The following is a 26,272-nucleotide window of genomic DNA, read 5'->3' on the forward strand; positions in this document are numbered from 1 at the left end:
TTATCAGGCGAGCCGATAAACCGCCATGATCAGTTCGACGGCAGCTGAGGCGGTGCGGCCAGCTGAATCTCCTGAATGGTTTCAATCTGCTCGTGGGCGACATGTACGCCGGTGAGCTCGCCGATCAATCGCCAGTGTTCGTCGAGCCCGGCACTGATGGTCGCCATGCGATCGATCATGTGGCGGCCGGCGCTCTTCACCACTTCGTCTTCGCTGCGCAGCAGTTCGAATGACATTGAAGTGACTGAGGCGGTGAGATGGGTCAGTGAGCGAGCCGTGTGGCCCAGCAGTTCCATTAACAGTTTTTCTTTCGATTCCATGCGGAGGCTTCCTGCGTCGCTCGAAACTTATTTATAACCCAGCACTTTGCTTTAGCAAATGTTTCAGCCTGAGCATCCGACCAAGTGATGGCATGGCGCCACGGTCGTAAACCGACCCAAGCGACGCGATCCCCGCCACGCCGCATTGCCAAGCCCTGCAAGGCCAGTGTACAAAGAGGCTCGCTGCTGTCCTGAACCCGGCTTCAAATGCGCGACTGCAACATTCAGTGCGCCCTCCGAATCCCGCAAAAACCGTAGCCTATTGGAAAAACGCGACATTTAGTGTCAATATCGCGCCTTCCCCTATTTCGTCGCCCCGTGCGGCTTACGCCGCAGGTCTCGCCCGTTGTTCCGTTAAACAAGGCTTTGAGCATCTGCGGTTTGTAGCAAAAGGTAGTCAATGATGAGCGCAAGGCACTTTCTCTCCCTGATGGATTGCACGCCCGAAGAGCTGGTCAGCGTGATCCGTCGAGGCGTTGAGCTCAAGGACCTGCGTAACCGCGGCGTACTGTTCGAGCCTCTGAAAAACCGCGTGCTGGGGATGATCTTCGAAAAATCCTCGACCCGCACCCGGATCTCGTTCGAGGCCGGCATGATCCAGCTCGGCGGCCAGGCAATCTTCCTGTCGCCGCGCGATACCCAACTGGGCCGTGGCGAGCCGATCGGCGACTGCGCCATCGTCATGTCGAGCATGCTCGATGCGGTGATGATCCGAACCTTTGCCCACAGCACCCTGACCGAATTCGCCGCCAACTCGCGCGTGCCAGTGATCAACGGCCTGTCCGATGACCTGCACCCGTGCCAGTTGCTGGCCGACATGCAGACGTTCCTTGAACACCGTGGCTCGATCCAGGGCAAAACGGTCGCCTGGATCGGCGACGGCAACAACATGTGCAACAGCTATATAGAAGCGGCGATCCAGTTCGACTTCCAGTTGCGCGTTGCCTGCCCGGAAGGCTACGAGCCAAATCCTGAGTTCGTCGCCAGAGCCGGCGATCGCGTGACCATCGTCCGCGACCCGCAAGACGCCGTGCGCGGCGCGCATCTGGTGAGCACCGACGTCTGGACTTCGATGGGTCAGGAAGAGGAAACTGCCAAGCGCCTCAAGCTGTTCGCGCCGTTTCAGGTCAACCGCGCCCTGCTCGACCTCGCTGCCGAGGACGTGCTGTTCATGCATTGCCTGCCGGCGCACCGTGGCGAAGAAATCAGCCTCGACCTGCTTGATGACCCGCGCTCCGTCGCCTGGGATCAGGCAGAAAACCGTCTCCACGCACAGAAGGCCCTGCTCGAGTTCCTCGTTGAACCGGCATATCACCACGCATGAGTCATGAATTACTGCTGAACCTGCGCAACCTCGCTTGCGGCTATCAAGATCAACGTGTGGTGCAGAACCTCAATCTGCACCTCAACGCCGGCGACATCGGCTGCCTGCTCGGCTCGTCCGGCTGCGGCAAGACCACCACCCTGCGTGCCATTGCCGGATTCGAGCCAGTGCACGAAGGGGAAATCACCCTCGGTGGCGAAACCATTTCCAGCGCCGGCTTCACTCTCGCCCCGGAAAAACGCCGGATCGGCATGGTGTTCCAGGACTACGCACTGTTCCCGCACCTGAGCGTCGCCGACAACATTGCCTTTGGCATTCGCAAGCACCCGAACAAGGAACGCGTCACCGAAGAGCTGCTCGAACTGGTCAACCTGAAAAACCTCGGCAAGCGCTTCCCGCACGAGCTGTCGGGCGGCCAGCAACAGCGCGTCGCCCTCGCCCGTGCGTTGGCGCCAGAGCCGCAATTGCTGCTGCTTGATGAGCCGTTTTCCAACCTCGATGGCGAACTGCGGCGCAAGCTCAGCCATGAAGTGCGCGACATCCTCAAGGCGCGTGGCACCAGCGCAATTCTGGTGACCCACGACCAGGAAGAGGCTTTTGCCGTCAGCGATCACGTTGGCGTGTTCAAGGAAGGTCGACTGGAGCAGTGGGACACGCCGTACAACCTGTATCACGAACCGGCAACGCCTTATGTGGCCAGCTTCATCGGTCAGGGTTACTTCATTCGTGGTCAGCTCGGCAGCCCGGAATCGGTGCAGACCGAACTGGGTGAACTGCGTGGCAATCGAGCCTATACGTGGCCGATTGGCGGCGCGGTGGATGTGCTGCTGCGCCCGGATGACATTGTTTATGCACCGGACAGTGGGTTGAAAGCGCGGATTGTCGGCAAGACGTTCCTTGGCGCTTCGACGCTGTATCGCCTGCAATTGCCAACGGGTGCGCAGCTGGAATCGATTTTCCCCAGCCATGCGGATCATCAGGTGGGTGCGGAGGTGGGGATTCGGGTTGCCGCTGAGCATCTGGTCTTGTTCCAGGCTTCCGGCAGCACCGCCGCACAGATCCCGGCATTGGAAAACGGTGTTCGCCGCTACAGCGCTGCGCTCTGATCCAACACGATTCTCCTTGTAGGAGTGAGCCTGCTCGCGATAGCGGTGTGTCAATCAACAAATATATTGACTGACACACCGCTATCGCGAGCAGGCTCACTCCTACAGGATTTTGCATCAACCCAAGATCAGGGTACCGCTCGCAACCAGCGTCGCATTACCGCCGATTTTCACCCGCTCTCCTTCCAGCCGACAGAACAGCTCCCCACCCCGCGCCGAGCGCTGGCAGGCGGTCAGGCTCGACTTGCCCAGACGCTTGGACCAATACGGGATCAGGCTGCAATGCGTCGACCCGGTCACCGGATCCTCATTGATTCCAATCGCCGGCGCAAAATAGCGCGAGACGAAGTCGTGCTGATTGCCGCGCGCGGTGACGATCGCGCCCAGCCACGGCAATTTGGCCAGCGCGACCATGTCCGGCTTGCAATCAAGCACCGCCTGCTCCGACTCCAGCACCACAAACAGTTCGTTGGAGCCGAGCACATCCACCGCCTCGACCCCCAGCGCTCGCTCGACATCCAGCGTCACGCCAATTTCCGAGGGCACGATCGACGGGAAGTCCAGCCACAAACGGCCCTCTTCACGGCTGACACTCAACGGCCCGGACTGGCAGGTAAAGTCGATACGCTCGGCGCTCTCCTTGTAGATCTCGAACAGCACATAAGCACTCGCCAACGTGGCGTGCCCGCACAACGGCACTTCAGTGGTCGGGGTAAACCAGCGGATATGCCAGGCCTGACCTTCGCGCACCAGAAATGCGGTTTCCGCCAGATTGTGTTCGGCGGCGATCTTCTGCATCAGCTCATCCGCGAGCCACGTCTCCAACCGATAAACCATCGCCGGATTACCACTGAACGGCCGATCACTGAACGCGTCGACCTGATGAAACTCGAGCTGCATAACTTTCTCCCTGAGTCAGTCGGCAGAGGATGCAGCCACGCCGTGATCAGCGCCAGTGACAGAACCCGTCATTTTTTTACATACAGCATTAATGACTAAGGACGGCCGATGTCGGCAAATTTGGCCTGGGTGTGTTCGGCGAGCACTGCGGGCGCCAGTTCCACTTCCAGGCCACGCCGGCCGGCGCTGACATAAATAGTCGCAAAACCCTGAGCCGAGTTGTCGATAAAGGTACGCAGGCGCTTCTTCTGTCCCAACGGACTGATGCCGCCCAACAGATACCCGGTGGAGCGCTGAGCGGCTGCCGGGTCAGCCATCTCGACTTTTTTTACGCCAGCGGCATGGGCCAGACCTTTGAGGTCGAGGCTTCCGACGACCGGCACCACCGCCACCAGCAACTCGCCTTTTTCACTGGCCGCGAGCAGGGTTTTAAACACCTGTGCCGGTTCAAGTGCCAGCTTCTCTGCGGCCTCAAGGCCATAGGACGCGGCCTTCGGGTCATGTTCGTAACTGTGCACGCGATGTTCGGCACGAACTTTTTTCAACAAGTCCAACGCAGGGGTCATGGCAGCTCCAGGCTCGGCAATGGCAAAAAAACCTCCGCCGGATTCTAGGTGATCAGCCTCCAAAAGGCTCTATCCCAAGCCACGATTCCCGCGGCTCGCAGACATTCAGCGCACGTTGTCGCACCTGGGCCACAAAGGATCATTCACCCAGCGAATAGTTTTATTGTGACCGACGGTTCACTTTCGACCTTTGACAGGTTTGTTTCTTGTCTATATTTTTTCGAATCTGAATAATGTAAGAATTGTCGTCACAGCGACACCCAGCAGTAAACCGGGAACGGAATGGGGATTCCTACTCGGGGAAAATCGCGCCTTGCCCTGTTGGCAAACGCGCCAGACAACAACAAAAACGAGGTTTTCAATGACAACTGCTTTACAGCAACCATCGCTCTCGAGCCAATGCATGGCCGAGTTTTTGGGTACTGCTCTTCTGATCTTTTTCGGCACCGGCTGTGTCGCCGCGCTCAAAGTCGCGGGTGCCAGCTTCGGCCTGTGGGAAATCAGCATCATCTGGGGCGTCGGCGTGAGCATGGCGATCTACCTCACCGCCGGAGTTTCCGGCGCGCACCTGAACCCGGCCGTGAGCATCGCCCTGGCAATCTTCGCCGACTTCGAAAAGCGCAAACTGCCGTTCTATATTCTTGCCCAGATCGCCGGCGCCTTCTGCGGCGCGCTGCTGGTTTACACGCTGTACAGCAATCTTTTCTTCGATTACGAACAAACTCACCAAATGGTCCGTGGCTCGACCGCCAGCCTTGAGTTGGCCTCGGTGTTCTCGACCTTCCCGAACCCGGTGCTGTCCACCGCCCAGGCATTCCTGGTCGAGATGATCATCACGGCGATCCTGATGGGCGTGATCATGTCCCTGACCGATGACAACAACGGCCTGCCGAAAGGCCCGCTGGCGCCGCTGCTGATCGGCTTGCTGATTGCCGTTATCGGCAGTTCGATGGGGCCGTTGACCGGTTTCGCCATGAACCCGGCGCGTGACTTCGGTCCGAAACTGATGACTTTCTTCGCCGGCTGGGGTGAAATTTCCTTCACTGGCGGCCGTGAAATTCCGTATTTCCTGATTCCGATTTTTGCACCGATTGTCGGTGCCTGCCTCGGCGCTGCCGGGTATCGCGGGCTCATCGCCCGTCACCTGACCGGCGCCACACCTGCTACAAAGGATGCAGAACCGGCCATTGACGGCAAACCAAGAACTTCTTGAAACAGTCGGCGCCGGCTCCTGCCCTATAGAGCCTGCGCCACGGCCCACTCTCCCTTATTTCGTCCAAGGCAATCGACATGACCGACATTCAGAATAAGAACTACATCATTGCCCTCGATCAGGGTACGACCAGCTCCCGCGCGATCATTTTCGACCGCGACGCGAACGTGGTCTGCACCGCGCAGCGCGAATTCGCCCAGCATTACCCGCAAGCCGGTTGGGTTGAACACGACCCGATGGAAATCTTCGCCACCCAGAGCGCGGTGATGGTTGAAGCCCTGGCCCAGGCTGGCCTGCATCACGATCAGGTGGCTGCCATCGGCATCACCAACCAGCGTGAAACCACCGTGGTCTGGGACAAGACCACCGGCCGCCCGGTGTACAACGCCATCGTCTGGCAGTGCCGCCGCAGCACCGAGATCTGCCAGCAGCTCAAGCGCGATGGCCACGAAGACTACATCCGCGACAACACCGGCCTGGTCACCGACCCGTACTTCTCCGGCACCAAACTGAAGTGGATCCTCGACAACGTCGAAGGCAGCCGCGAACGAGCGCGCAACGGCGAACTGCTGTTCGGCACCGTCGATAGCTGGCTGATCTGGAAATTCACCGGCGGCAAGGTGCATGTCACCGACTACACCAACGCCTCGCGCACCATGCTCTTCAATATCCATTCGCTGGAATGGGATTCGAAGATGCTGGAAATCCTCGACATCCCGCGCGAGATGCTTCCGGAAGTGAAGGCTTCTTCGGAAATCTACGGTCGCACCAAGAGCGGCATTGCCATCGGTGGTATCGCCGGTGACCAGCAAGCCGCGTTGTTCGGGCAGATGTGCGTGGAGCCGGGTCAAGCGAAAAACACCTACGGCACCGGCTGCTTCCTGCTGATGAACACCGGCGACAAAGCGGTGAAATCCCAGCACGGCATGCTCACCACCATCGCTTGCGGCCCGCGTGGCGAAGTGGCTTATGCGCTGGAAGGCGCGGTGTTCAACGGCGGTTCGACCGTGCAGTGGCTGCGCGATGAACTGAAAATCATCAACGACGCCCACGACACCGAATACTTCGCCAATAAAGTGAAGGACAGCAACGGCGTGTACCTGGTGCCGGCCTTCACCGGTCTGGGCGCGCCGTACTGGGACCCATATGCCCGTGGCGCGCTGTTCGGCCTGACTCGCGGCGTGCGCGTGGATCACATCATCCGCGCCGCACTGGAGTCGATTGCTTACCAGACTCGCGACGTGCTCGACGCCATGCAGCAAGACTCCGGCGAACGCCTCAAAGCCCTGCGCGTGGACGGCGGCGCGGTGGCGAACAACTTCCTCATGCAGTTCCAGGCCGACATCCTCGGCACGCAGGTCGAGCGTCCGCAAATGCGCGAAACCACGGCACTTGGCGCCGCGTATCTGGCCGGTCTGGCGTGCGGTTTCTGGGGCAGCCTGGACGAACTGCGTGGTAAAGCGGTGATCGAGCGTGAGTTCGAGCCGAGCCTGGACGAAACCGAGAAAGAGAAGCTGTACAAAGGCTGGAAAAAAGCCGTCAGCCGCACCCGTGACTGGGCGCGTGAAGACGCTGAATAAGCCAACCTTCAGATCCAGATAGGCATCTAACTGGTCGGGAGCGGATTCCTGCGGCATCATGGGCAAATTTTGCACGGCAGCCCAAAGGAAGCCCCATGAATCTGCCTCCCCGTCAGCAGCAAATCCTCGAGCTGGTCCGCGAACGCGGCTATGTGAGCATCGAGGAAATGGCCACGCTGTTCGTTGTTACCCCGCAAACCATCCGCCGCGACATCAATCAGCTCGCGGAAGCCAATCTGTTGCGTCGCTACCATGGCGGTGCGGCTTATGATTCCAGCGTCGAAAACACTGCCTATGCGATGCGCGCCGACCAGATGCGCGATGAAAAACAACGCATCGGTGAAGCCATCGCCGCCCAGATCCCCGATCACGCCTCGCTGTTCATCAACATCGGCACCACCACCGAATCGATTGCCCGCGCCCTGCTCAACCACAATCATCTGAAGATCATCACCAACAACCTGCATGTGGCGTCGATGCTCAGTGCCAAGGATGATTTCGATGTGCTGCTGACCGGCGGCAATGTGCGCCGTGATGGCGGCGTGGTCGGTCAGGCGAGCGTGGATTTCATCAATCAGTTCAAAGTTGATTTCGCCCTGGTCGGAATCAGCGGTATTGATGAAGACGGCAGCTTGCTGGATTTCGATTATCAGGAAGTGCGGGTGTCGCAGGCGATCATTGCCAATGCGCGGCAGGTGATTCTGGCGGCGGACTCCAGCAAGTTCGGGCGTAACGCGATGATTCGGTTGGGGCCGATCAGTCTGATTGATTGCCTTGTAACCGATCAGCAGCCGGTGCCGGCGCTGGCGCAGTTGTTGAGTCAGCACAAGATTCGCCTGGAAGTCGTTTAACTACCCTTCTCTTCATTGTCTGTACTGACGCCTTCGTCGGATCGCCGCCCGGAGCCGGCTCGCTCCCACATTGGAATGCATTTCAAACTGTGGGAGCGAGCCTGCTCGCGAAGGCAATCGAGTAAACAGCACACCTCTAGCGCCCCTTCGCGCATTTAATGTTCGAAAATTTTCTTTTAACTGCCCTTCGATGAGTTTTTTCAATCGAACGTGACTGGCTGCGCGGGTGTTTATGGGCTACCATTTTCGCAAATGAACATTCATGTTCGATTTCCAATATAGAAAATCAAAAGAACCCGAGGCCAGCCGATGTCCACCTCTACCTTGCGTACGCCCCCAATCTCCGAGATCTACGACATCGCCGTCATTGGCGGCGGGATCAATGGCGTGGGGATCGCAGCGGATGCCGCCGGTCGCGGGCTTTCGGTGTTCCTTTGCGAAAAAGACGATCTGGCCAGCCACACCTCGTCGGCCAGCAGCAAGCTGATCCACGGCGGCCTGCGCTACCTCGAACATTACGAATTCCGTCTGGTGCGTGAAGCGCTGGCTGAGCGCGAAGTGTTGCTGGCCAAGGCGCCGCATATCGTCAAACCGATGCGCTTCGTGTTGCCGCACCGTCCACACCTGCGTCCGGCGTGGATGATCCGCGCTGGCCTGTTCCTGTATGACAACCTCGGCAAGCGCGAAAAACTGCCAGGTTCGAAAAGCCTCAAGTTCGGCGCCGACAGCGCACTGAAAAGCGAAATCAAGAAAGGCTTCGAATACTCCGACTGCTGGGTCGATGACGCCCGCCTCGTTGTCTTGAACGCCATGGCCGCCCGCGAAAAAGGCGCTCACGTGCACACCCAGACCCGGTGCGTCAGCGCCCGTCGCACCAAAGGTCTGTGGCACCTGCATCTGGAACGTGCCGACGGCAGTCTGTTTTCGATCACCGCCAAAGCGCTGGTGAACGCCGCCGGCCCGTGGGTTGCCAAGTTCATTCGTGACGACCTGAAGATGGAATCGCCGTACGGCATCCGTTTGATCCAGGGCAGCCACATCATCGTGCCGAAGTTGTATGAAGGCGATCACGCGCACATTCTGCAAAACGAAGATCAGCGCATCGTCTTCACCATTCCGTACTTGAACCACTTCACCCTGATCGGCACCACCGATCGTGAGTACACCGGCGATCCGGCGAAAGTGGCAATCACCGACGCCGAAACCGACTACCTGTTGAAAGTGGTCAACGCCCACTTCAAGCAGCAGATCAGCCGTGACGACATCCAGCACAGCTACTCGGGCGTACGCCCACTGTGCAACGACGAATCCGACAACCCGTCGGCCGTCACCCGTGATTACACCCTGGCCTTGTCGGGCAGCACTGAAGAGGCACCGCTATTGTCGGTGTTCGGCGGCAAGCTGACCACTTACCGCAAACTCGCCGAGTCGGCGATGGCGCAGTTGATGCCGTTCTTCACTCAGATGCGCCCGAGCTGGACCGCCACCGCTACCCTGCCTGGCGGCGAGGACATGACCACCCCGCAAGCCTTGTGCGCGCAGATCCGCGACAAGTTCGACTTCGTGCCGACCGAGATCGCCCGCCGCTGGGCCACCACCTACGGCAGCCGGACCTGGCGCATGCTTGAAGGTGTGGAAAGCCTTGCGGACATGGGCGAACACATCGGCGGCGGGCTCTACACCCGCGAAGTCGATTACCTGTGCAGCGAAGAGTGGGCAACCACGGCGCATGACATTCTGTGGCGTCGTAGCAAGCTGGGGCTGTTTACCACTCCGGCCGAGCAGGAGAAGCTTGCGGCGTATCTGGGTAAGGTTGAGCAGAACCGTAGCAAGATCGAAGCGGCGTGATGTGAACATCGCTTAAACGAAAGCCCCTGAATTGAGAGATTCAGGGGCTTTTTTGTTTTGTGGGCTCTGCAAAATTTGATTGGGTCAGTTAGATCTCTTCCCCCTCACCCCAGCCCTCCCGAAACGTCGGACCGCCCCCAGGGGGTAGAGGGGGAAGGGAGCCGATCTTCATGAGGTTCAAATTCTGAGTTCGACTCGGTATCTCAGGTCGGTGCATCTCGCCCAGTCGCCGCGTTCAGTCCCCTCTCCCTCTGGGCGGTCCGACGTTTCGGGAGGGTTAGGGTGAGGGGCTTTTGATCGTTCGGCTTTCCGAACGCGACTTCCCGGTCGATTCGGTAAACCGGATCAGTTACGCCAAAACAAACCATCACAAAACTTTAATAACGTTATAAATCATAAAGTTAAGTACATCACCCTGGTCTGGCACGAGTCATGCTCTACACTCTCTCGACGAATGCTTGTTGTGCCAACACTTCAGGAGCCGTCAGGCATTCGAAGCACAAAAGGGCCGACGAACTGGCTCCATAAAAAAAACAATTCGAGGAAAATTTGATGCGCATCGTTCCCCATATCCTGGGCGCAGCCATTGCGGCCGCTCTGATCAGCACGCCAGTTTTCGCCGCCGAACTCACCGGCACCCTGAAGAAAATCAACGATTCGGGCACCATCACGCTCGCTCACCGCGACAGCTCCATTCCGTTTTCCTACATCGCGGATGCTTCCGGCAAACCAGTGGGCTACTCCCACGACATTCAAGTGGCCATCGTTGAAGCCCTGAAAAAAGACCTGAACAAGCCAGACCTGCAGGTCAAATACAATCTGGTAACCTCGCAAACCCGTATCCCGCTGATCCAGAACGGCACCGCGGATATCGAGTGTGGTTCCACCACCAACAACGCCGAGCGCGCCCAGCAAGTCGACTTCACCGTCAACATCTTCGAAATCGGCACCCGTCTGCTGGTCAAGAAAGACAAGGATGGCAAGCCTTCCTACGCTGACTTTGCCGACCTCAAAGGCAAAAACGTCGTGACCACCGCGGGCACCACGTCCGAGCGCATCATCAAAGCGATGAACGCCGACAAGCAGATGGGCATGAACATCATCTCCGCCAAGGACCACGGCGAATCCTTCAACATGCTGGAAAGCGGCCGCGCCGTAGCCTTCATGATGGACGACGCCCTGCTGGCCGGCGAAGAAGCCAAGGCGAAGAAGCCGGAAGACTGGGTCATCACCGGTACGCCACAGTCCTTCGAAGCCTATGCGTGCATGGTTCGCAAAGACGACCCGGCCTTCAAGAAGGCGGTCGATGACGCCATTGTCGGCCTGTACAAGTCCGGCGAGATCAACAAGATCTACAGCAAGTGGTTCGAAAGCCCGATCCCGCCAAAAAACCTGAACCTGAAGTTCCCGATGAGCGACAAGGTCAAAGATCTGATCGCCAACCCGAGCGACAAGCCGGCGCCTGACGTAAAAATCTGATTCCTGACTAACCTTGTCTCCTGAGGGGGCGACCCTCCCTCAGGCGTTTGTTACTACCTGCTGGCTTCACTGTGGAACACTCGACCTGGCGGTTTCCGAGCCGATCGCGTGTGCCTGACGTTCAACGTCAGGCGGGAAAGGATCTTCCCCAAGCGGGTGCTTGTACATCGATCGATCTCGAGGGGAGACCCTAATGAATTACAACTGGGACTGGGGCGTGTTCTTCAAGTCCACCGGCGTTGGCAGCGAGACTTATCTCGACTGGTACATCTCCGGCCTGGGCTGGACCATTGCCATCGCCATCGTGGCATGGATCATCGCCTTGCTGCTGGGCTCCATTCTGGGGGTCATGCGCACGGTGCCAAACCGTATCGTATCGGGCATCGCCACCTGCTACGTCGAGCTGTTCCGTAACGTGCCGCTGCTGGTGCAACTGTTCATCTGGTACTTCCTGGTGCCCGACCTGCTGCCGCAAAACCTGCAGGACTGGTACAAACAGGACCTCAACCCGACCACCTCGGCTTACCTGAGCGTTGTCGTGTGCCTGGGCCTGTTCACCGCCGCCCGTGTCTGCGAGCAAGTGCGTACTGGCATTCAGGCGCTGCCACGCGGCCAGGAATCCGCTGCTCGCGCCATGGGCTTCAAACTGCCGCAGATCTACTGGAACGTGCTGCTGCCCCAGGCCTACCGGATCATCATTCCGCCGCTTACCTCGGAATTCCTCAACGTCTTCAAGAACTCCTCCGTGGCGTCCCTGATCGGTTTGATGGAACTGCTGGCGCAAACCAAACAGACCGCTGAGTTCTCGGCCAACCTGTTTGAAGCCTTCACCCTGGCCACGCTGATCTACTTCACCCTGAACATGAGCCTGATGTTGCTGATGCGCATGGTCGAGAAGAAAGTCGCAGTGCCCGGCCTGATCTCCGTGGGGGGTAAATAATGGACTTCGATTTCAGCGGCATCATCCCCGCCATCCCGGGCCTGTGGAACGGCATGGTCATGACCTTGCAGTTGATGGTCATGGGCGTGGTCGGCGGCATCGTGCTGGGGACCATCCTCGCACTGATGCGCCTGTCGTCGAGCAAACTGCTGTCGCGGGTGGCCGGCGCTTATGTGAACTACTTCCGTTCGATCCCGCTCCTGCTGGTGATCACCTGGTTCTACCTGGCGGTGCCGTTCGTGCTGCGCTGGATCACCGGTGAAGACACGCCGATCGGTGCGTTCACCTCCTGCGTCGTGGCCTTCATGATGTTCGAAGCCGCGTACTTCTGCGAGATCGTCCGCGCCGGTGTGCAGTCGATCCCCAAAGGCCAGATGGCCGCCGCGCAAGCGATGGGCATGACCTATGGCCAGACCATGCGTCTGATCATCCTGCCCCAGGCGTTCCGCAAGATGACCCCGTTGCTGTTGCAACAGTCGATCATCCTGTTTCAGGACACCTCGCTGGTTTACACCGTGGGCCTGGTGGACTTCCTTAACTCCGCCCGCTCCAGCGGTGACATCATTGGCCGGTCCAACGAGTTCCTGATCTTCGCCGGTGTCGTCTACTTCATCATCAGCTTTTCCGCCTCGCTGCTGGTCAAGCGTCTGCAAAAAAGGTTCGCCGTATGATCTCTATCAAGAACATCAACAAGTGGTATGGGGACTTCCAGGTGCTGACTGATTGCAGCACCGAGGTCAAAAAAGGCGAAGTGATCGTGGTCTGCGGCCCGTCGGGTTCCGGCAAATCGACCCTGATCAAATGCGTCAACGCGCTGGAGCCGTTCCAGAAAGGCGACATCGTCGTCGACGGCACCTCGATTGCCGACTCGAAGACCAACCTGCCGAAACTGCGCTCGCGCGTGGGCATGGTGTTCCAGCATTTCGAACTGTTCCCGCACCTGACCATCACCGAAAACCTGACCATCGCGCAGATCAAGGTGTTGGGCCGCAGCAAGGAAGAAGCGACCAAGAAAGGCCTGCAACTGCTCGAGCGCGTCGGCTTGTCCGCTCACGCCCACAAACATCCGGGGCAATTGTCCGGTGGTCAGCAACAGCGTGTGGCGATTGCCCGTGCGCTGGCGATGGACCCGATCGTCATGCTGTTCGACGAACCGACCTCGGCGCTCGACCCGGAGATGGTCAACGAAGTGCTCGACGTGATGGTGCAACTGGCCCACGAAGGCATGACCATGATGTGCGTAACCCACGAAATGGGCTTTGCGCGCAAAGTGGCTGACCGGGTGATCTTCATGGACGCCGGCAAGATCATCGAAGACTGCCCGAAAGAGGAATTCTTCGGCGACATCAGCGCCCGCTCCGAACGCGCGCAGCACTTCCTCGAGAAAATCCTGCAGCACTAAAACCGAGTACTTGCGCCATCACACTTATCCCTGTGAGAGCGAGCTTGCTCGCGAAAGCGGACTGACATTCAACATTGATGTTGACTGATCCGGCCTCTTCGCGAGCAAGCTCGCTCCCACAGGGACAGCGGTGAGCCTGCAAGTGTGGTGGTTGACCCAAGGCAACTGTGATGAAATGCGACCCCAATCTCTATCGCGCCGCGCCGCCATCACTTGCCGTGAAGCCTCGTCTGATTCGTCATCTGTTTCTGCCGCCACTGGTCATCGTCCTGATGATCGGGTTGGGTTACGCCGGCTTCTGGACCAGTGAGCATTTCGGCATTCGCAGCCTCGGCGAAAACGGCCAGCGTCAGCTCGAACTGAACGCCCGCGCCGTCGAAAGCGAAATCAGCAAATACACCTACCTGCCCAGCCTGCTGGAACTCGAAACCAGTGTGTCGCAGTTGCTGGCCGACCCGACCCCGGAACACCGGCGAACGGTCAACGATTACCTTGAAGGCCTGAACCGGCGCAGTCGCAGTCGGGCCATCTACGTGATGGACACCACCGGCCGTGTCATGGCCACCAGCAACTGGCGCGATGTCGACAGTTATCTCGGTGAAGACCTGTCCTTCCGCGCCTATTTCCAGAAAGCCGTACGCGGCGAGTCGGGGCGTTTCTACGGCATCGGCAGCACCAACGGTGAGCCCGGCTATTACCTCGCCCACGGCCTCGAAGAGCATGGCAAGATCATCGGCGTCGCCGTGGTCAAAGTGCGCCTGGAAGCCATGGAAGAACGCTGGCAACGCGCGCGTCTAGAAGCCTTTGTCAGCGATGAGAACGGCATCATCATTCTCTCCAGCGATCCGGCTCGACGCCTCAAGTCAGTGATCCCGCTCACCGACGAAACCAAAGAAAAACTCGCCCGCAGCCTGCAGTACTACTGGTTCCCGCTCAACGAGCTGCAACCGCTGGCCCGGGAAACCCTGTCCGAAGGCGTGGAAAAACTGACCTTCCCCGCCAACAGCGAAGTGCGCTCCGACGATGACGACATCAGCTATCTGGCACAGACCCGGCCACTGAGCGACACACCGTGGAACTTCACCCTGCTCACGCCGTTGCAGGACCTGCGCCGCGAAGCCATCAACCAAGGGATTCTGGTCGCCGTCGCGTTTGCGCTGGTGGCATTCCTGTTGATCGCCTGGAACGAGCGGCGCAAGGTCATCGCCACCCGTCTCGCCGCCCGCGAAGCCTTGCAGGAAGCCAACAATCAACTGGAGCGTCGGATTACCGAACGCACCACTGATCTGCGCGCCAGCAACGAGCGCCTGAAGAGCCAGATCCGCGAACGGCGTCAGGCCGAAGAGACGTTGCGCCGTGCGCAGGATGAACTGGTGCAGGCCGGCAAGCTCGCTGCCATCGGTCAGATGTCGACCAGCATCGCTCACGAATTGAACCAGCCGCTGGCGGCGATGCGTACGCTATCGGGCAACACCGTGCGCTTCCTCGAACGGGGCCAACTGGATGTCGCCAGCACCAATCTGAAAACCATCAACGAGCTGATCGACCGCATGGGCCGGATCACCGCCAGCCTGCGTTCGTTCGCCCGGCGCGGTGACAACCAGGGCCAGGCCAGCCTCGGCAAAGCCGTGGAGGCCGCGCTGCAATTGCTCGGTGCACGCCTGGAGAGTTCGGCGGTCAACATTCACCGCCAGTTCATCGATGTCCAGGTGCAGATCGACCAGACCCGCCTCGAACAGATTCTGGTCAACCTGATCGGCAATGCCCTCGACGCCATGCAGGCGCAACCCCTGCCCGAGCTGTGGCTGGAGGGTGAAGAATTCAACGCCAAATATCGCCTGCGTGTACGTGACAACGGTCACGGCATCGACGCTGAAGCGCGCAAGCATCTGTTCGAACCGTTCTTCACCACCAAACCCGGCGAACAAGGCCTGGGCCTTGGCCTGACCCTTTCCGCCAGCCTCGCCGCCGCCACCGGCGGGCATCTGGGTGTCGAACACCCGGCCAGCGGTGGCACCACCTTCGTCCTCAGTTTACCGTTGGTAAGCCCTACTCCTGCCGAGCCAATATGAACCACGACCTTAGTGTGCTGATCGTCGAAGACGACCCCCATGTGCTGCTCGGCTGCCAACAGGCGCTGACCCTCGAAGACATTCCCTGTGTCGGCGTCGGCAGTGCGGAAGAAGCGCTGGAGCGCGTCGGCGACAACTTTGCCGGCATCGTCATCAGCGACATTCGCCTGCCGGGCATCGATGGCCTCGAACTGCTGACCCGCCTCAAGCAACGTGATCGCAGCCTGCCGGTGGTGTTGATCACCGGCCACGGCGACATTTCCATGGCCGTCGGCGCGATGCAGAAAGGCGCCTACGACTTCATGGAAAAACCGTTCTCGCCGGAGCGTCTGGTCGACGTCGCACGGCGGGCGCTGGAGCAACGCAGCCTCGCCCGCGAAGTCTCATCGCTGCGCCGGCAACTGGCCGAGCGCGACTCCCTTGAGGGGCGGATCATTGGCCGCTCGCCGGCGATGCAGAACCTGCGCGAACTGATTGCCAACGTCGCCGACACTTCGGCCAACGTGCTGATCGAAGGCGAGACCGGCACCGGTAAGGAACTGGTCGCCCGCTGCCTGCACGATTTCAGTCGTCGCCACAGCAAGCAATTCGTCGCGCTGAACTGCGGCGGGCTGCCGGAAAACCTTTTTGAAAGCGAGATTTTCGGCCACGAGGCCAACGCCTTTACCGGTGCAGGCAAACGCCGTATCGGCAAGATCGAACACGCCGACGGCGGCACGCTGTTCCTCGACGAAGTGGAAAGCATGCCGCTGCCATTGCAGATCAAACTGCTGCGCGTACTGCAGGAACGCACCCTCGAACGTCTCGGCTCGAACCAGAGCGTGGCCGTGGATTGCCGGGTGATCGCAGCAACCAAATCCGACCTCGACGAAGCGAGCAAGGCTGGCGAGTTTCGCAGCGACCTGTACTACCGCCTCAACGTCGTGACCCTGGAACTGCCGCCGTTGCGCGAGCGCCGCGAAGACATCCTGCAACTGTTCGAACACTTCACCCAGCAGTCGGCCCTGCGTTTCGACCGCGCGCTGCCGGAACTGGACAACCAGACCCTGTCGAACCTGATGAGCCACGATTGGCCAGGCAATGTGCGCGAACTGCGCAACGTCGCCGAACGTTTTGCCCTCGGCCTGCCGGCGTTCAAAAAGTCCGGCGCCAGCAGTGGCGGACAAGGCCTGGCGTTTGCCGAAGCGGTGGAAGCGTTCGAGCGCAACCTGCTCAGCGACGCCCTGCAACGCAGCGGCGGTAACCTGACTCAGGCCAGCCTGGAATTGGGCATGGCCAAGACCACGCTGTTCGACAAAGTGAAAAAGTACGGGTTGAGCCATTAAGCGAGAACGATGTGGATCTGTTTTTCAAAGCCCTGTTGGGCGCCGCGGTAGTACTGATCATCGCGGCGCTGTCGAAAACCAAAAACTACTACATCGCCGGATTGGTGCCGCTGTTTCCGACGTTTGCGCTGATTGCGCATTACATCGTCGGCAAGGGGCGTTCGATTGAGGATTTGAAGACCACGATTGTGTTCGGCATGTGGTCGATCATTCCGTACTTTGTGTATCTGGCGACGTTGTATGTGATGGTGGATCGGCTGCGGCTGGAGGCTTCGTTGGCGGTGGCGGCGGTGGCTTGGTTGATGGCCGCCACGGTGTTGGTGACTGTGTGGGTGCGCCTGCACAGCTAAGTGCAAAAGCCACCCTCACCCCAGCCCTCTCCCTCCGGGAGAGGGGGCCGACCGAGGTGTCTTGCAAGCTGCATCGACCTGAAAGATCCAGTCGATTATGGATTCGGTACAGCACGTTCACGTCGGCGTATCACTCCAGCATCCCCCAATCAGTCCCCTCTCCCTCCGGGCGGTCCGACGTTTCGGGAGGGTTAGGGTGAGGGGCTTTTAGCTTTTCAGTTGACGGCACCACCCCGGGCGTCAGCCATGATCTGCCGGATTGCCCCGACAAACGTCTCCACCGGTTGCCCGCCGGTCACCGCATACTGACCGTTGAACACCACAGTCGGCACCGAACTCACCCCGCGCTGCAGCCACAACTGCTCCTCCTCACGCACCTCATCGGCGAATTCGTCCGACGCCAGTACAGCCTCGGCCCGCTGGCGATTCAGCCCGACACTTTCCGCAATCTGCACCAGTTGCCGATGATCCGACGGATTGCCACCATCGCTGAAATACGCCTTGAACAGCGCCTCTTTCAACAGCAGTTGCACACCTTCGAGCCCGGCCCAGTGCAGCAAGCGGTGCGCATCAAAAGTGTTGTAGATACGGCTGTTGCCGTCAGTGCGAAACGCAAACCCGAGTTCAGCGCCACGGGCACGAATAGCTTCGCGATTTTTCTGCAATTGCTCCGGGGTCGAGCCGTACTTCTCTTGAATGTGCTCAGCGATGTTCTGCCCGTCTGCGCCCATTTTCGGATTGAGTTCGAACGGCTGAAAACGGATCTCGGCCTGCACTTCGTTGCGCAGGATCTCGAGTGCCTGTAACAGGCCACGCAAACCGACGACACACCAGGGGCAGGAGACGTCGCTGACAAAATCGATTTTCAAGGCAGAACTCATCACACACCTCGCGGGGGGAAATCGTGCGGGAAAATTTGCACGATACACCCCGGCCGGATTTTGTGGTGCCCCCTTCGCGAGCAAGCTCGCTCCCACATTTAGATCGCATTCCCCTGTGGGAGCGAGCTTGCTCGCGAAGAGGCCATAACCAACACCGCCCACTTTTGGTTACAGCAGATTCCCGCCCACCACCGGCTCAATCTGCGCCCAATGCGAAGTGTCTTCACGATGCGCCTGCAAATACGGCAGCACCGCCGCCAGCAACGGCTCCTTGAACGCCTCCTGAAAGCGATGCGCCAACCCCGGAATCAGTTTCAACTGGCTGCCGCGAATATGCGCCGCCAGATGAACCCCGTGCATCACCGGCAACAACGGATCCGCCGTGCCATGCACCACCAGCGTCGGTACCCGCAATTGATTGAGCAATGCCACCCGGCTCGGCTCGGCAAGAATCGCCATGATCTGCCGCTTCACGCCTTCGGGATTGAACGCGCGGTCATACGACAGCGCAGCCTGATGCAGCAAGACCTGGCGATCATCGGTGACCGCCGGGCTGCCCAGCGCGGCCAGCAGATCAGCCTGCTGTTCCAGCGCCACCTGTCGATTCGGTGCGCCGCGACGCGACAACAACTGCACCAGCGCCGCGCTGGGTGCCGGCAGACCTTCGGCGCCCGAGGTGGTCATGATCAATGTCAGACTCTCGACCCGCTGCGGTGCCATCGCCGCCATGTGCTGGGCAATCATCCCGCCCATGCTCGCGCCCAGCACGTGGAATTGCTCGACATGCAACGCGTCCATCAAGCCCAGCGCGTCGTCTGCCATGTCGGTCAGGCTGTAAGGCGCCGCCACCGGCAGACCGAGCTTGTAGCGCAGCACTTCGAAGGTCAGATTGGCGTCAGCCGGCGCCTGCCGCCAGGTCGACAGACCGACGTCGCGGTTGTCATAGCGAATCACCCGAAAACCCTGCTGACACAGCGCAACCACTACTTCGTCCGGCCAGTGGATCAACTGTCCACCCAAGCCCATGACCAGCAACAACGCCGGATCCGACGCGCGACCAATGCTCTGGTAAGCCAGGCTCACCTGCTGCAGATCAGCGTGCTCGGTCGGCACATTGACGTCGCAACGCGCCGCCGCCCAAGACGACGATCCGAAAAAAATCGCGACCAGAACAGCCGCGACCGATACAAAACCCTTGACCATGAAAAACACCGAAACGCAGAACCCCAGTAGAGCGCGAGTCTGATGAAGTTTGTTCAAGCGCGCTGCCACACTTCGATGACAGTTTGATGAAGAATGCCGAGTGGTCATGGGCGGTGGTTGCAAACAATATCTATGTACCGCCATCGCCTTGCGCCATTTCTCTTGAATGACCCGCTCAGGGACGGATTCCCCGCCCCGCCAATGCGAGTCACGCCACCATGCTCGAGCGTCTTATTCTGGATGAGCTCCCCGCACCGTCACCGTTGCCCGAGGCCGTCGAACAGCTACCGAAAACGATTGATGACAGCCTGCTGCTGCAGGCTTGCCAACGCTGGCGCGCCAGCAGCGAGGGTTTGCGCGATTTGTTTGCCGCCAGCCCGGCACTGCGCGACAGCGTCAATGAATTGCTGCGCCAACAACTGCAACTGGACGGCGAAAAGACCGGACTGCGCTTTGCGGCCACCGCGGACCAGCCGGAGCACATCGTCAGCCTCACCGACGCCTGTGCCTTTGTCGTTCAACACCCGACACTGGAAACCGATCTGGATCAGCGTTGTGTCCTCACCGGTATCCGCGCGGGCCATCTGTTATCCACCCTGAAGCCCCTGCAGCTCCTGGAAAAACTCAAAGCCCTCGACCCACGCAAAAGCCACGAGATTCGCTGGGCAGAATTCTGGGACGCGCGAGCGCCGCGCACACCGGTGTCGCGACGTAGCCGCGCCACGCAGCTTTACCGCGAGCATTTCGAAGCCACTGCGCACATGGCTCTCGCCCATCAGACGATTACCCCGGCGCAACTCAAAACGCTGCAACTGATCATTGATTCAGGTGCTGGCGCGCTGACAATCGAGGGTCAACCTGTGCACACGGAAAAGTTGGCCCTGGTGCTGAGCAACGACAGCAAAATTAAACTCCCCGGTGCATGGGTCGTCAGCGTCGGCAATTTGGCCACGGCGGCGCCTTTGCTTTATCTGCCCGGAAACGCCATATCGATCCAGGCCTTCACCACCCGCGCAGACATGCAGACGTGGCTGACCCATCAGGTACAGATCCCCACCGGACTGCCCAAGGAAATCCTTCGCGTTGACTACAGCGCAGCGCTTGACCCGATGGTCACTGGCGCCAGCGATCTGTTCGCCGACCGTCACCACGCGCAGCTCGACGCCTTGAGCAATACCAACAAAGGCCATCCCGGGCTCAGGGCGCATGGCGCGCGCTCACTGGTGCATGTCGACCTGATTGATCATCAGCGCAGCAGCGCGATCATCGTGGCGGCGCCGCCAAAACCGCTCAACTCCGCCAGCGATGTCGAGACCGACGAAACACCGCTGTTCGGCAGCCTGTCCGCCGGGATTCCACTGGCGGTGCGCCACGCGGCGCTCAAACGCCAACGCGAGGCGTTTGAGCGCTTGCAGGCCAATGACAGCGACGGCTCTCGATACCGAGAATGCCAGGACGCCCTCAAAGCGCTGGAAGCCGCCGAAGAAACTGGCGCGACCACTGCCACAACCCTGCTCTACCGCGAAACGGCCCTCGACACGAATACCTTCGACACCGCGCTCAGTGCCCTGCGTCAGGCACACCGGGACGGCCTGTATGCCGAAGGCAGACTGCAAGCAACCCTTGGCCAACTTAACAGCGCCGAACACGATCTGCTCAAGGCCGTGCTGGACACCCCCGTCGCGGCCGAGCGCGACACGGATATCACGGCGGCCAGCCTGACCTTGTCACTGAGCGAAACCAGGGACGGGATCACAACAACGCAAAGCGAAGTGCTCAAGGGCGCACTCGTCATCGGACGCCAGGCGGCACTCTCGGACACTTCCAGTCTGATGCTCTACTGGCCGGGCAATGGCGGTGGCCTGCAACGCTTTGCCGATCGCCGGACACTGGCGCGCGAGGTGTTCAGGATTCTCGAGGACGACAACGACCTGGCCCTGCAACTGAGTCCGATCACCACCGACCCGTTGCTTTATTGCCTCAACGCGCTGGTGAGCGACTTCGAAGCGAAAGCCACACCCCTGCGCGGCAAACCCGAACAGGCTGACGCGCTGGAGGTTCTGCGCCAGGGCTGCCTGGCCAATCTTCAGGTTCCGCTGCACGCCGCCAGACACCTGGCTTTCACTCATCTGCAGGAACAGCAACGCAGCGGCACCCTCGCCGGCAACCTGCCGGGCTGGCTGGTCAAACTCAAGGAAAACGAGCGTAGCGCGCTGAAACAGAACATCGAGGCGTACGTCGCGGCGATGCGTCAAAGCCACGCCCTCATGACCCTTGCGCTGGAACCTCGTGATGACTTCACCCGCCGTCATCTGCACGCCCGATTGCGCAGGGACTTTTCCCTTGAGGGCGACTTTTCCATACAAGTCGAACTGCCCGACTCGACCAAAACCGAACAGGTCCCGGAGTCGGGGCCGGGTGGCGTCAGAAAGATCACGACCATTGTGCCCAGCAAAGCACGCAGCAAAATGTCACTGGAGGACCTGGCCCAGCTCAATATCGATAACGTGCAATCGGTGCTCAATGACTCGCTGTCACAACGCTTGATCTTCTTGCGTCTGGAGATCACCGCGACGCATAAAAAGGATCGGACGCGCCTGCTCAACGGCATCAACCTGACCTATCTGCGCAAGGTTCTGCCGGAGCTGGACCTGCCCAAAGTCTATGAGCAGAAGATCCGTGATGCCTTTCAGGGCGCCGCCAGCGAGTCAGCATTCGTCAAACAACATCGCCGGGAAAGCCTGATCGAGCCGTGGCGCCTGATGCTGAAAATACAGAGCGAAAATGCACGCCTGCAAAAACACCTCAGCGCTGATGAAGCGGCACTGCTGAACATCGCCATCGACGCCGACACCCCACAAGCGTGGCAAGCCAGCGGCAAGCGTCTTGTGCTGTTGCCGGTGTCGCTGAAAGTCGGCGGCAAGGACACTCCCGGCGAAGGCCCGGTGACCCTGTCCGGCGTCAGCTTCATCGAAGAGCAGATCAGCGGCGTCACCCTGCTGTACCTGCCGGACAGCCACGACGGGCAGTTCTTGCGCCGCTACGACACGCTCGAAGCGGCGCGCAAAGGGCTGTTCACCTTGTGCGCAAGTGACAAGTGGATCGAGTACCTGGCGCACAGAACGTTGCAAGGTAACGTCAGGGCCCATGTCAACCGAATCGGTCAGGCCGTGGAAAAAAACTTCGATGCGATCATCGAAGTCGGTGTGCGCTGGCCGGCCAGTACCTCGCTGGCCGCACACCTGCTCGATGCGCACATGGGACGCTTGATCGAGGCCCATCGCGGCACGTCGCGCTCCAACGATGAACTGTTCTTCGAGCGCTACGCCCTGAAAGGCCCGCGTGCCTTCAACTACATCAAAATGGCCGTGGGCATGGTGCCCTTCGTCGGCAGTGTGCTGGCCCTCTATCAGGCCTGGACCGCTGCCAATCAGGCAGCCGCCGCGTTCTTGCGTGGTGACGTGGCTGACGGTCTGGTGGAAATCGAGTCAATGCTGCTGTCGCTGATCGACGCCTTCATGGATCTGCTCCCGGGTGAAGCCGCGGCCTCGACGCTCTCCCGGACGACCCGCGCGTTGACTCGGGCGCGTCAGCTGCACGCGGTGGTGCGCGATGTGGCGACACTGCAGGTCAAGTCGCAGCGCCACGCACGACATGTGCTGGCGCGCTTCAAGGATTACGACTATGAAAAACCGATTTCCCTGGGCGGCACAGAACCGGCCAGCCACGGCCTCTACCGCGGGATCTACCGGCTTGCCGACGGCGACTTCATCGAACGTCAGGGCCGCGTCTACCAAGTGGAACTGAGCCGGGATTCGCGCAGCTGGCGTCTGTCCGGCAACTCGCGAAAAACCTACAAGCAGCCGATCGCACTGGATGAAAGCGGGCAATGGGACACCTGGTTTGGCGTCTATGGCACAGCCCTTGAAGGTGGCGTGGTGGGGGGTGGCAATGTCGGCGGGCGCCTGGTCGATACACTCGACCCTTACTGGCCGTCGGTGATTCGGCAACGCCTGCCGCGCTGGCTGGTAGATCGAAACTTCCGCCGCCACCATCAACTGGCCGCCACCGCAAACAATTTGGGCCGTCAATTGCAACTCAGGGGAGCGAAAAGTGACCAGGTGATCAATGCCTACGCCGAAGCCACGGAAGCGCAACGCCTGACCATGTTGCCAACGGCCGAAGCCGCATGCATTGGCGATATCCAACTGGCCAGGCAACGTTATGAGGCGTTGACCGAGTTGACTGCGCTGACCCAAGGCAGAAAACACAGGACTGTCGCCAAAATGCAAGGCAAGACCGCATGGCTGTTGACTGATCGTTACCAGCGGCGCGCCTTTCACCTGTCGCATAAAATTCATGGCATGACACGAGCAATCGACCGATTGAAGCAGCTACACAATGCGCTGCCGGGTGATGCTGTGGCTGATCGTTTGAAACACATTGAAAACATACACAGGTTTCGTGTCGAGATCGTCAACCAGCTCGATCAGTTGGGCGAACTCAGGGACCAGGTCAATCACTGGTTTGAACGCATGCTGGCAAAAGACCGGCCGAAAATGTCGGCGCTGGTCGATAACACTAACAGCCGTCACAGTGAAGCCATCCTGCTGTACCTGAAAACCTCCCAACGCCTGGAAATCGTCAGAAAAGCCGGCAGCCCCGACGATGCCTCGTGGCGCTATTTTGTGACGATGGCAGAGCCCCTGCGCAATAGAATCGATCTGCATCTGTACCGCCAGTACGACCTGCCGAACATGCAGAACACGACCGCCCAACGTAATCGCATTCTTCAGGAATGCGTCGACACTTGCGTCGAGTATCGGCGCGAGATGGCGGTATGGACCGCCAGCTGTCCGCAATTCTTTCATCTGGACGTAGTCGAGCCCTTGCTGGAAGGCGTTGATCGCCTGGCGGATCGAGCGCGTGCCGCTATCAACAGGCCACCCGAACCGAGGGTCGCGGGGCGACCCCTGCAGCGCGTGTTCATCACTGATGACAACCAATTGCGCCATGGCGTGGAGCAATGGGATAGCCTGACCAACGCCCGTCAATACAGAAGTACCGGGATTGGAGGCTATGAAGAAATCTGGGAACATGGCGCCGATGGCGTCGTGCGCCTGACCAACCCGCAAAACCTGGCAGTTCCCTCCCCCGCCGAGCTGAGTCTGGCCACCCTGATAAGCGAGGCACAGCAACGTCTGGAGAACGTGGCCACTTACCGCACCACGGTGCAGAGCAACGCCAATCGCGGCATGCTCCCCGTTGACCTGCAGCACATGATGGACAGTCATGCGAGTGAACTCACCACCCGTGCCGACGGTATCGCTGCCAAATCGGCAGAGCAGCCGATCATCCAGCAATTGCGCGATCAGGCCGCCGAGCTGATCGTCGAAGGTCGTGCCTTGCGCACCCAACGCTCGATGACCAGTCAAAAGCCCACCGACGGCATGCTTGATGACCTCATCGGACAGAACGCGGTGGAGATCCGCAAACCCCTTGCGATCCGAAAACTGGCTGATCATCAGGGGCGGCCCAACTACCTGCAGGAATATGAGGTCTGGAACCTCACACAGGAGCCCGCGCAATTACTCTGGTACGTGCATTTCCATTACCGTTCGGCGACCCGACCCTTGCGCCAATTCGAAAGAGCCCACCTGAAACTGCCGGCGCATCGCAAGCTGACTCACGCTGACGACCCGACCCTGCTTGATTCCAGAATCACTGCACAGTCCATTGCCCTGCGGCATTTCGAGGGACTCTGAGCATAAGGCACTGTAGTCATAGGAAGAACTGCCGAGCCATCACTCGGCGGTTCTGCCGTAAAAGAACGCGTCGATGTCGACAGCGCTATCATCATGAGACAAACTCACCCTCTTTGCGCTTATCACAAGTTTTCCTCATGGAGCCTTCGGTGCTTGAAATCCGTCACCTGAAAACCCTGCACGCCTTGCGTGAAGCCGACAGCCTGGTCGATGCCGCCGACCGTTTGCACCTGACGCAGTCGGCGCTGTCCCACCAGTTCAAGGAGCTTGAGGAACGCCTGGGCATGGCGTTGTTCGTGCGCAAGACCAAACCGGTACGGTTCACCAGCGCCGGTTTGCGCTTGCTGCAACTGGCTGACGCAACCCTGCCGCTGTTGCGCGCCGCCGAGCGGGATATCGGCCGTCTCGCCGGTGGTACGGCCGGGCGTTTGCACATGGCCATCGAATGCCACAGCTGCTTTCAGTGGCTGATGCCGACCATCGACCAGTTCCGCGATGCCTGGCCGGAAGTCGAACTCGACCTCGCTTCGGGTTTCGCCTTCGCACCGCTGCCGGCGTTGGCGCGTGGCGATCTGGATCTGGTGGTGACTTCCGATCCACTGGAAATCGCCGGCATCACCTATGTACCGCTGTTCACCTACGAAGCCATGCTTGCCGTGGCCAATCAGCATGCGCTGGCGAGCAAGCCGTACATCGTCCCCGAAGACTTGCTGACGGAAACGCTGATCACCTACCCGGTGGAACGCGACCGTCTCGACATCTTCACACGCTTCCTGGAGCCGGCCGACATCGAGCCGGCGCAGGTGCGCACTTCGGAACTGACGGTGATGATGATGCAACTGGTCGCCAGTGGTCGTGGTGTTTGCGGCATGCCGCACTGGGCGCTGCACGAATACAGCTCGCGCGGTTACGTGAAGGGTAAACGGCTGGGGGAAAAAGGTTTGTTCGCAACGTTGTATGCGGCGATTCGCACCGACATGCTCGATGCACCGTACATGCGGGATTTTCTCCTGACGGCGAAGGACACGTCGTTCTCGACCCTGGACGGTGTCAGCGCGGTTCGCTGAGTCACTTGTGGGAGCGAGCTTGCTCGCGAAAGCGATGTATCAGACACACAAATAGTGACTGTCAGATTGCCTTCGCGAGC

The 26,272-nt window shown here is 59.7% G+C and carries 20 protein-coding genes; 15 read left to right on the forward strand and 5 right to left on the reverse strand.

Translation table 11 applies throughout. From position 1 onward, the window contains the following. Positions 1 to 29: 29 nt before the first annotated feature. Positions 30 to 320 (reverse strand): hypothetical protein, encoded by a 291-nt coding sequence (locus tag AB4O01_RS14060; RefSeq protein ID WP_016986650.1) that lies wholly within the window; start codon positions 318 to 320, stop codon positions 30 to 32. Between the two features lie 403 nt (positions 321 to 723). On the opposite strand from AB4O01_RS14060, the gene argF reads away from it, so the two are divergent. Next, positions 724 to 1,644, forward strand: a complete 921-nt coding sequence (gene argF, locus AB4O01_RS14065) for an ornithine carbamoyltransferase (protein ID WP_093430582.1) — start codon at positions 724 to 726, stop codon at positions 1,642 to 1,644. Next, positions 1,641 to 2,750: an ABC transporter ATP-binding protein gene (locus AB4O01_RS14070; protein WP_099757053.1), complete on the forward strand. Its 1,110-nt coding sequence runs from the start codon at positions 1,641 to 1,643 to the stop codon at positions 2,748 to 2,750. The genes argF and AB4O01_RS14070 overlap by 4 nt, the downstream gene beginning before the upstream one ends. A gap of 117 nt (positions 2,751 to 2,867) precedes the next feature. On the opposite strand, the gene AB4O01_RS14075 is transcribed toward AB4O01_RS14070, so the two are convergent. After that, entirely contained in the window at positions 2,868 to 3,650 is a 783-nt protein-coding gene (locus AB4O01_RS14075) for a PhzF family phenazine biosynthesis protein (protein WP_460092110.1), read from the reverse strand. A 95-nt stretch (positions 3,651 to 3,745) separates the two neighbouring features. Next, on the reverse strand, positions 3,746 to 4,216 hold the full coding sequence (gene ybaK / locus AB4O01_RS14080; RefSeq protein WP_090285884.1) for a Cys-tRNA(Pro) deacylase: 471 nt from the start codon (positions 4,214 to 4,216) through the stop codon (positions 3,746 to 3,748). A gap of 361 nt (positions 4,217 to 4,577) precedes the next feature. On the opposite strand from ybaK, the gene AB4O01_RS14085 reads away from it, so the two are divergent. The 11 genes from AB4O01_RS14085 (at position 4,578) to AB4O01_RS14135 (ending at position 17,276) form a co-directional block, all read left to right on the forward strand. Then, positions 4,578 to 5,429, forward strand: coding sequence for an MIP/aquaporin family protein (locus tag AB4O01_RS14085; RefSeq protein ID WP_460092111.1), 852 nt, complete (start codon positions 4,578 to 4,580; stop codon positions 5,427 to 5,429). 77 nt (positions 5,430 to 5,506) lie between these two features. Further along, complete coding sequence (gene glpK / locus AB4O01_RS14090; protein WP_093430586.1) at positions 5,507 to 7,009, forward strand: glycerol kinase GlpK; 1,503 nt, start codon at positions 5,507 to 5,509, stop codon at positions 7,007 to 7,009. A gap of 95 nt (positions 7,010 to 7,104) precedes the next feature. After that, positions 7,105 to 7,860, forward strand: a complete 756-nt coding sequence (locus tag AB4O01_RS14095; protein ID WP_007916700.1) for a DeoR/GlpR family transcriptional regulator — start codon at positions 7,105 to 7,107, stop codon at positions 7,858 to 7,860. Positions 7,861 to 8,169: 309 nt separating this feature from the next. Then, positions 8,170 to 9,708, forward strand: a complete 1,539-nt coding sequence (glpD, locus tag AB4O01_RS14100; RefSeq protein ID WP_093430587.1) for a glycerol-3-phosphate dehydrogenase — start codon at positions 8,170 to 8,172, stop codon at positions 9,706 to 9,708. 552 nt (positions 9,709 to 10,260) lie between these two features. Further along, positions 10,261 to 11,187, forward strand: a complete 927-nt coding sequence (locus AB4O01_RS14105; RefSeq protein ID WP_093430588.1) for a glutamate/aspartate ABC transporter substrate-binding protein — start codon at positions 10,261 to 10,263, stop codon at positions 11,185 to 11,187. A gap of 193 nt (positions 11,188 to 11,380) precedes the next feature. Further along, positions 11,381 to 12,127, forward strand: coding sequence for an amino acid ABC transporter permease (locus tag AB4O01_RS14110; RefSeq protein WP_095048296.1), 747 nt, complete (start codon positions 11,381 to 11,383; stop codon positions 12,125 to 12,127). Beyond that, on the forward strand, positions 12,127 to 12,798 hold the full coding sequence (locus tag AB4O01_RS14115) for an amino acid ABC transporter permease (protein WP_003227756.1): 672 nt from the start codon (positions 12,127 to 12,129) through the stop codon (positions 12,796 to 12,798). The genes AB4O01_RS14110 and AB4O01_RS14115 overlap by 1 nt, the downstream gene beginning before the upstream one ends. Next, entirely contained in the window at positions 12,795 to 13,529 is a 735-nt protein-coding gene (locus tag AB4O01_RS14120) for an amino acid ABC transporter ATP-binding protein (protein ID WP_007963947.1), read from the forward strand. Before AB4O01_RS14115 ends, AB4O01_RS14120 begins: the two co-directional genes overlap by 4 nt. A 170-nt stretch (positions 13,530 to 13,699) precedes the next feature. Next, positions 13,700 to 15,601, forward strand: coding sequence for a two-component sensor histidine kinase AauS (gene aauS, locus AB4O01_RS14125; protein WP_460092114.1), 1,902 nt, complete (start codon positions 13,700 to 13,702; stop codon positions 15,599 to 15,601). 44 nt (positions 15,602 to 15,645) lie between these two features. After that, positions 15,646 to 16,926 carry a two-component response regulator AauR gene (aauR, locus tag AB4O01_RS14130; protein WP_238539501.1) on the forward strand — a complete coding sequence of 427 codons (1,281 nt, stop codon included), beginning with the start codon at positions 15,646 to 15,648 and terminating at the stop codon, positions 16,924 to 16,926. An 11-nt stretch (positions 16,927 to 16,937) separates the two neighbouring features. Next, positions 16,938 to 17,276 (forward strand): GlpM family protein, encoded by a 339-nt coding sequence (locus tag AB4O01_RS14135; protein ID WP_007916734.1) that lies wholly within the window; start codon positions 16,938 to 16,940, stop codon positions 17,274 to 17,276. A gap of 215 nt (positions 17,277 to 17,491) precedes the next feature. Here the strand turns inward: AB4O01_RS14135 and AB4O01_RS14140 are convergent, their stop codons facing one another. After that, positions 17,492 to 18,157 (reverse strand): DsbA family oxidoreductase, encoded by a 666-nt coding sequence (locus AB4O01_RS14140; protein WP_460092116.1) that lies wholly within the window; start codon positions 18,155 to 18,157, stop codon positions 17,492 to 17,494. A gap of 168 nt (positions 18,158 to 18,325) precedes the next feature. After that, entirely contained in the window at positions 18,326 to 19,360 is a 1,035-nt protein-coding gene (locus AB4O01_RS14145; RefSeq protein ID WP_093430592.1) for an alpha/beta fold hydrolase, read from the reverse strand. A gap of 218 nt (positions 19,361 to 19,578) precedes the next feature. On the opposite strand from AB4O01_RS14145, the gene AB4O01_RS14150 reads away from it, so the two are divergent. Together AB4O01_RS14150 and metR are read left to right on the forward strand one after the other, a co-directional pair. Next, a complete protein-coding gene (locus AB4O01_RS14150) occupies positions 19,579 to 25,125 on the forward strand; it encodes a dermonecrotic toxin domain-containing protein (RefSeq protein ID WP_460092117.1) in 5,547 nt (1,848 codons plus the stop codon). Between the two features lie 149 nt (positions 25,126 to 25,274). After that, entirely contained in the window at positions 25,275 to 26,192 is a 918-nt protein-coding gene (gene metR, locus AB4O01_RS14155; protein WP_007916739.1) for a transcriptional regulator MetR, read from the forward strand. The last annotated feature ends 80 nt before the right edge of the window (positions 26,193 to 26,272 follow it).

The sequence above is a fragment of the Pseudomonas sp. S2_E02 genome (genome assembly GCF_054668355.1).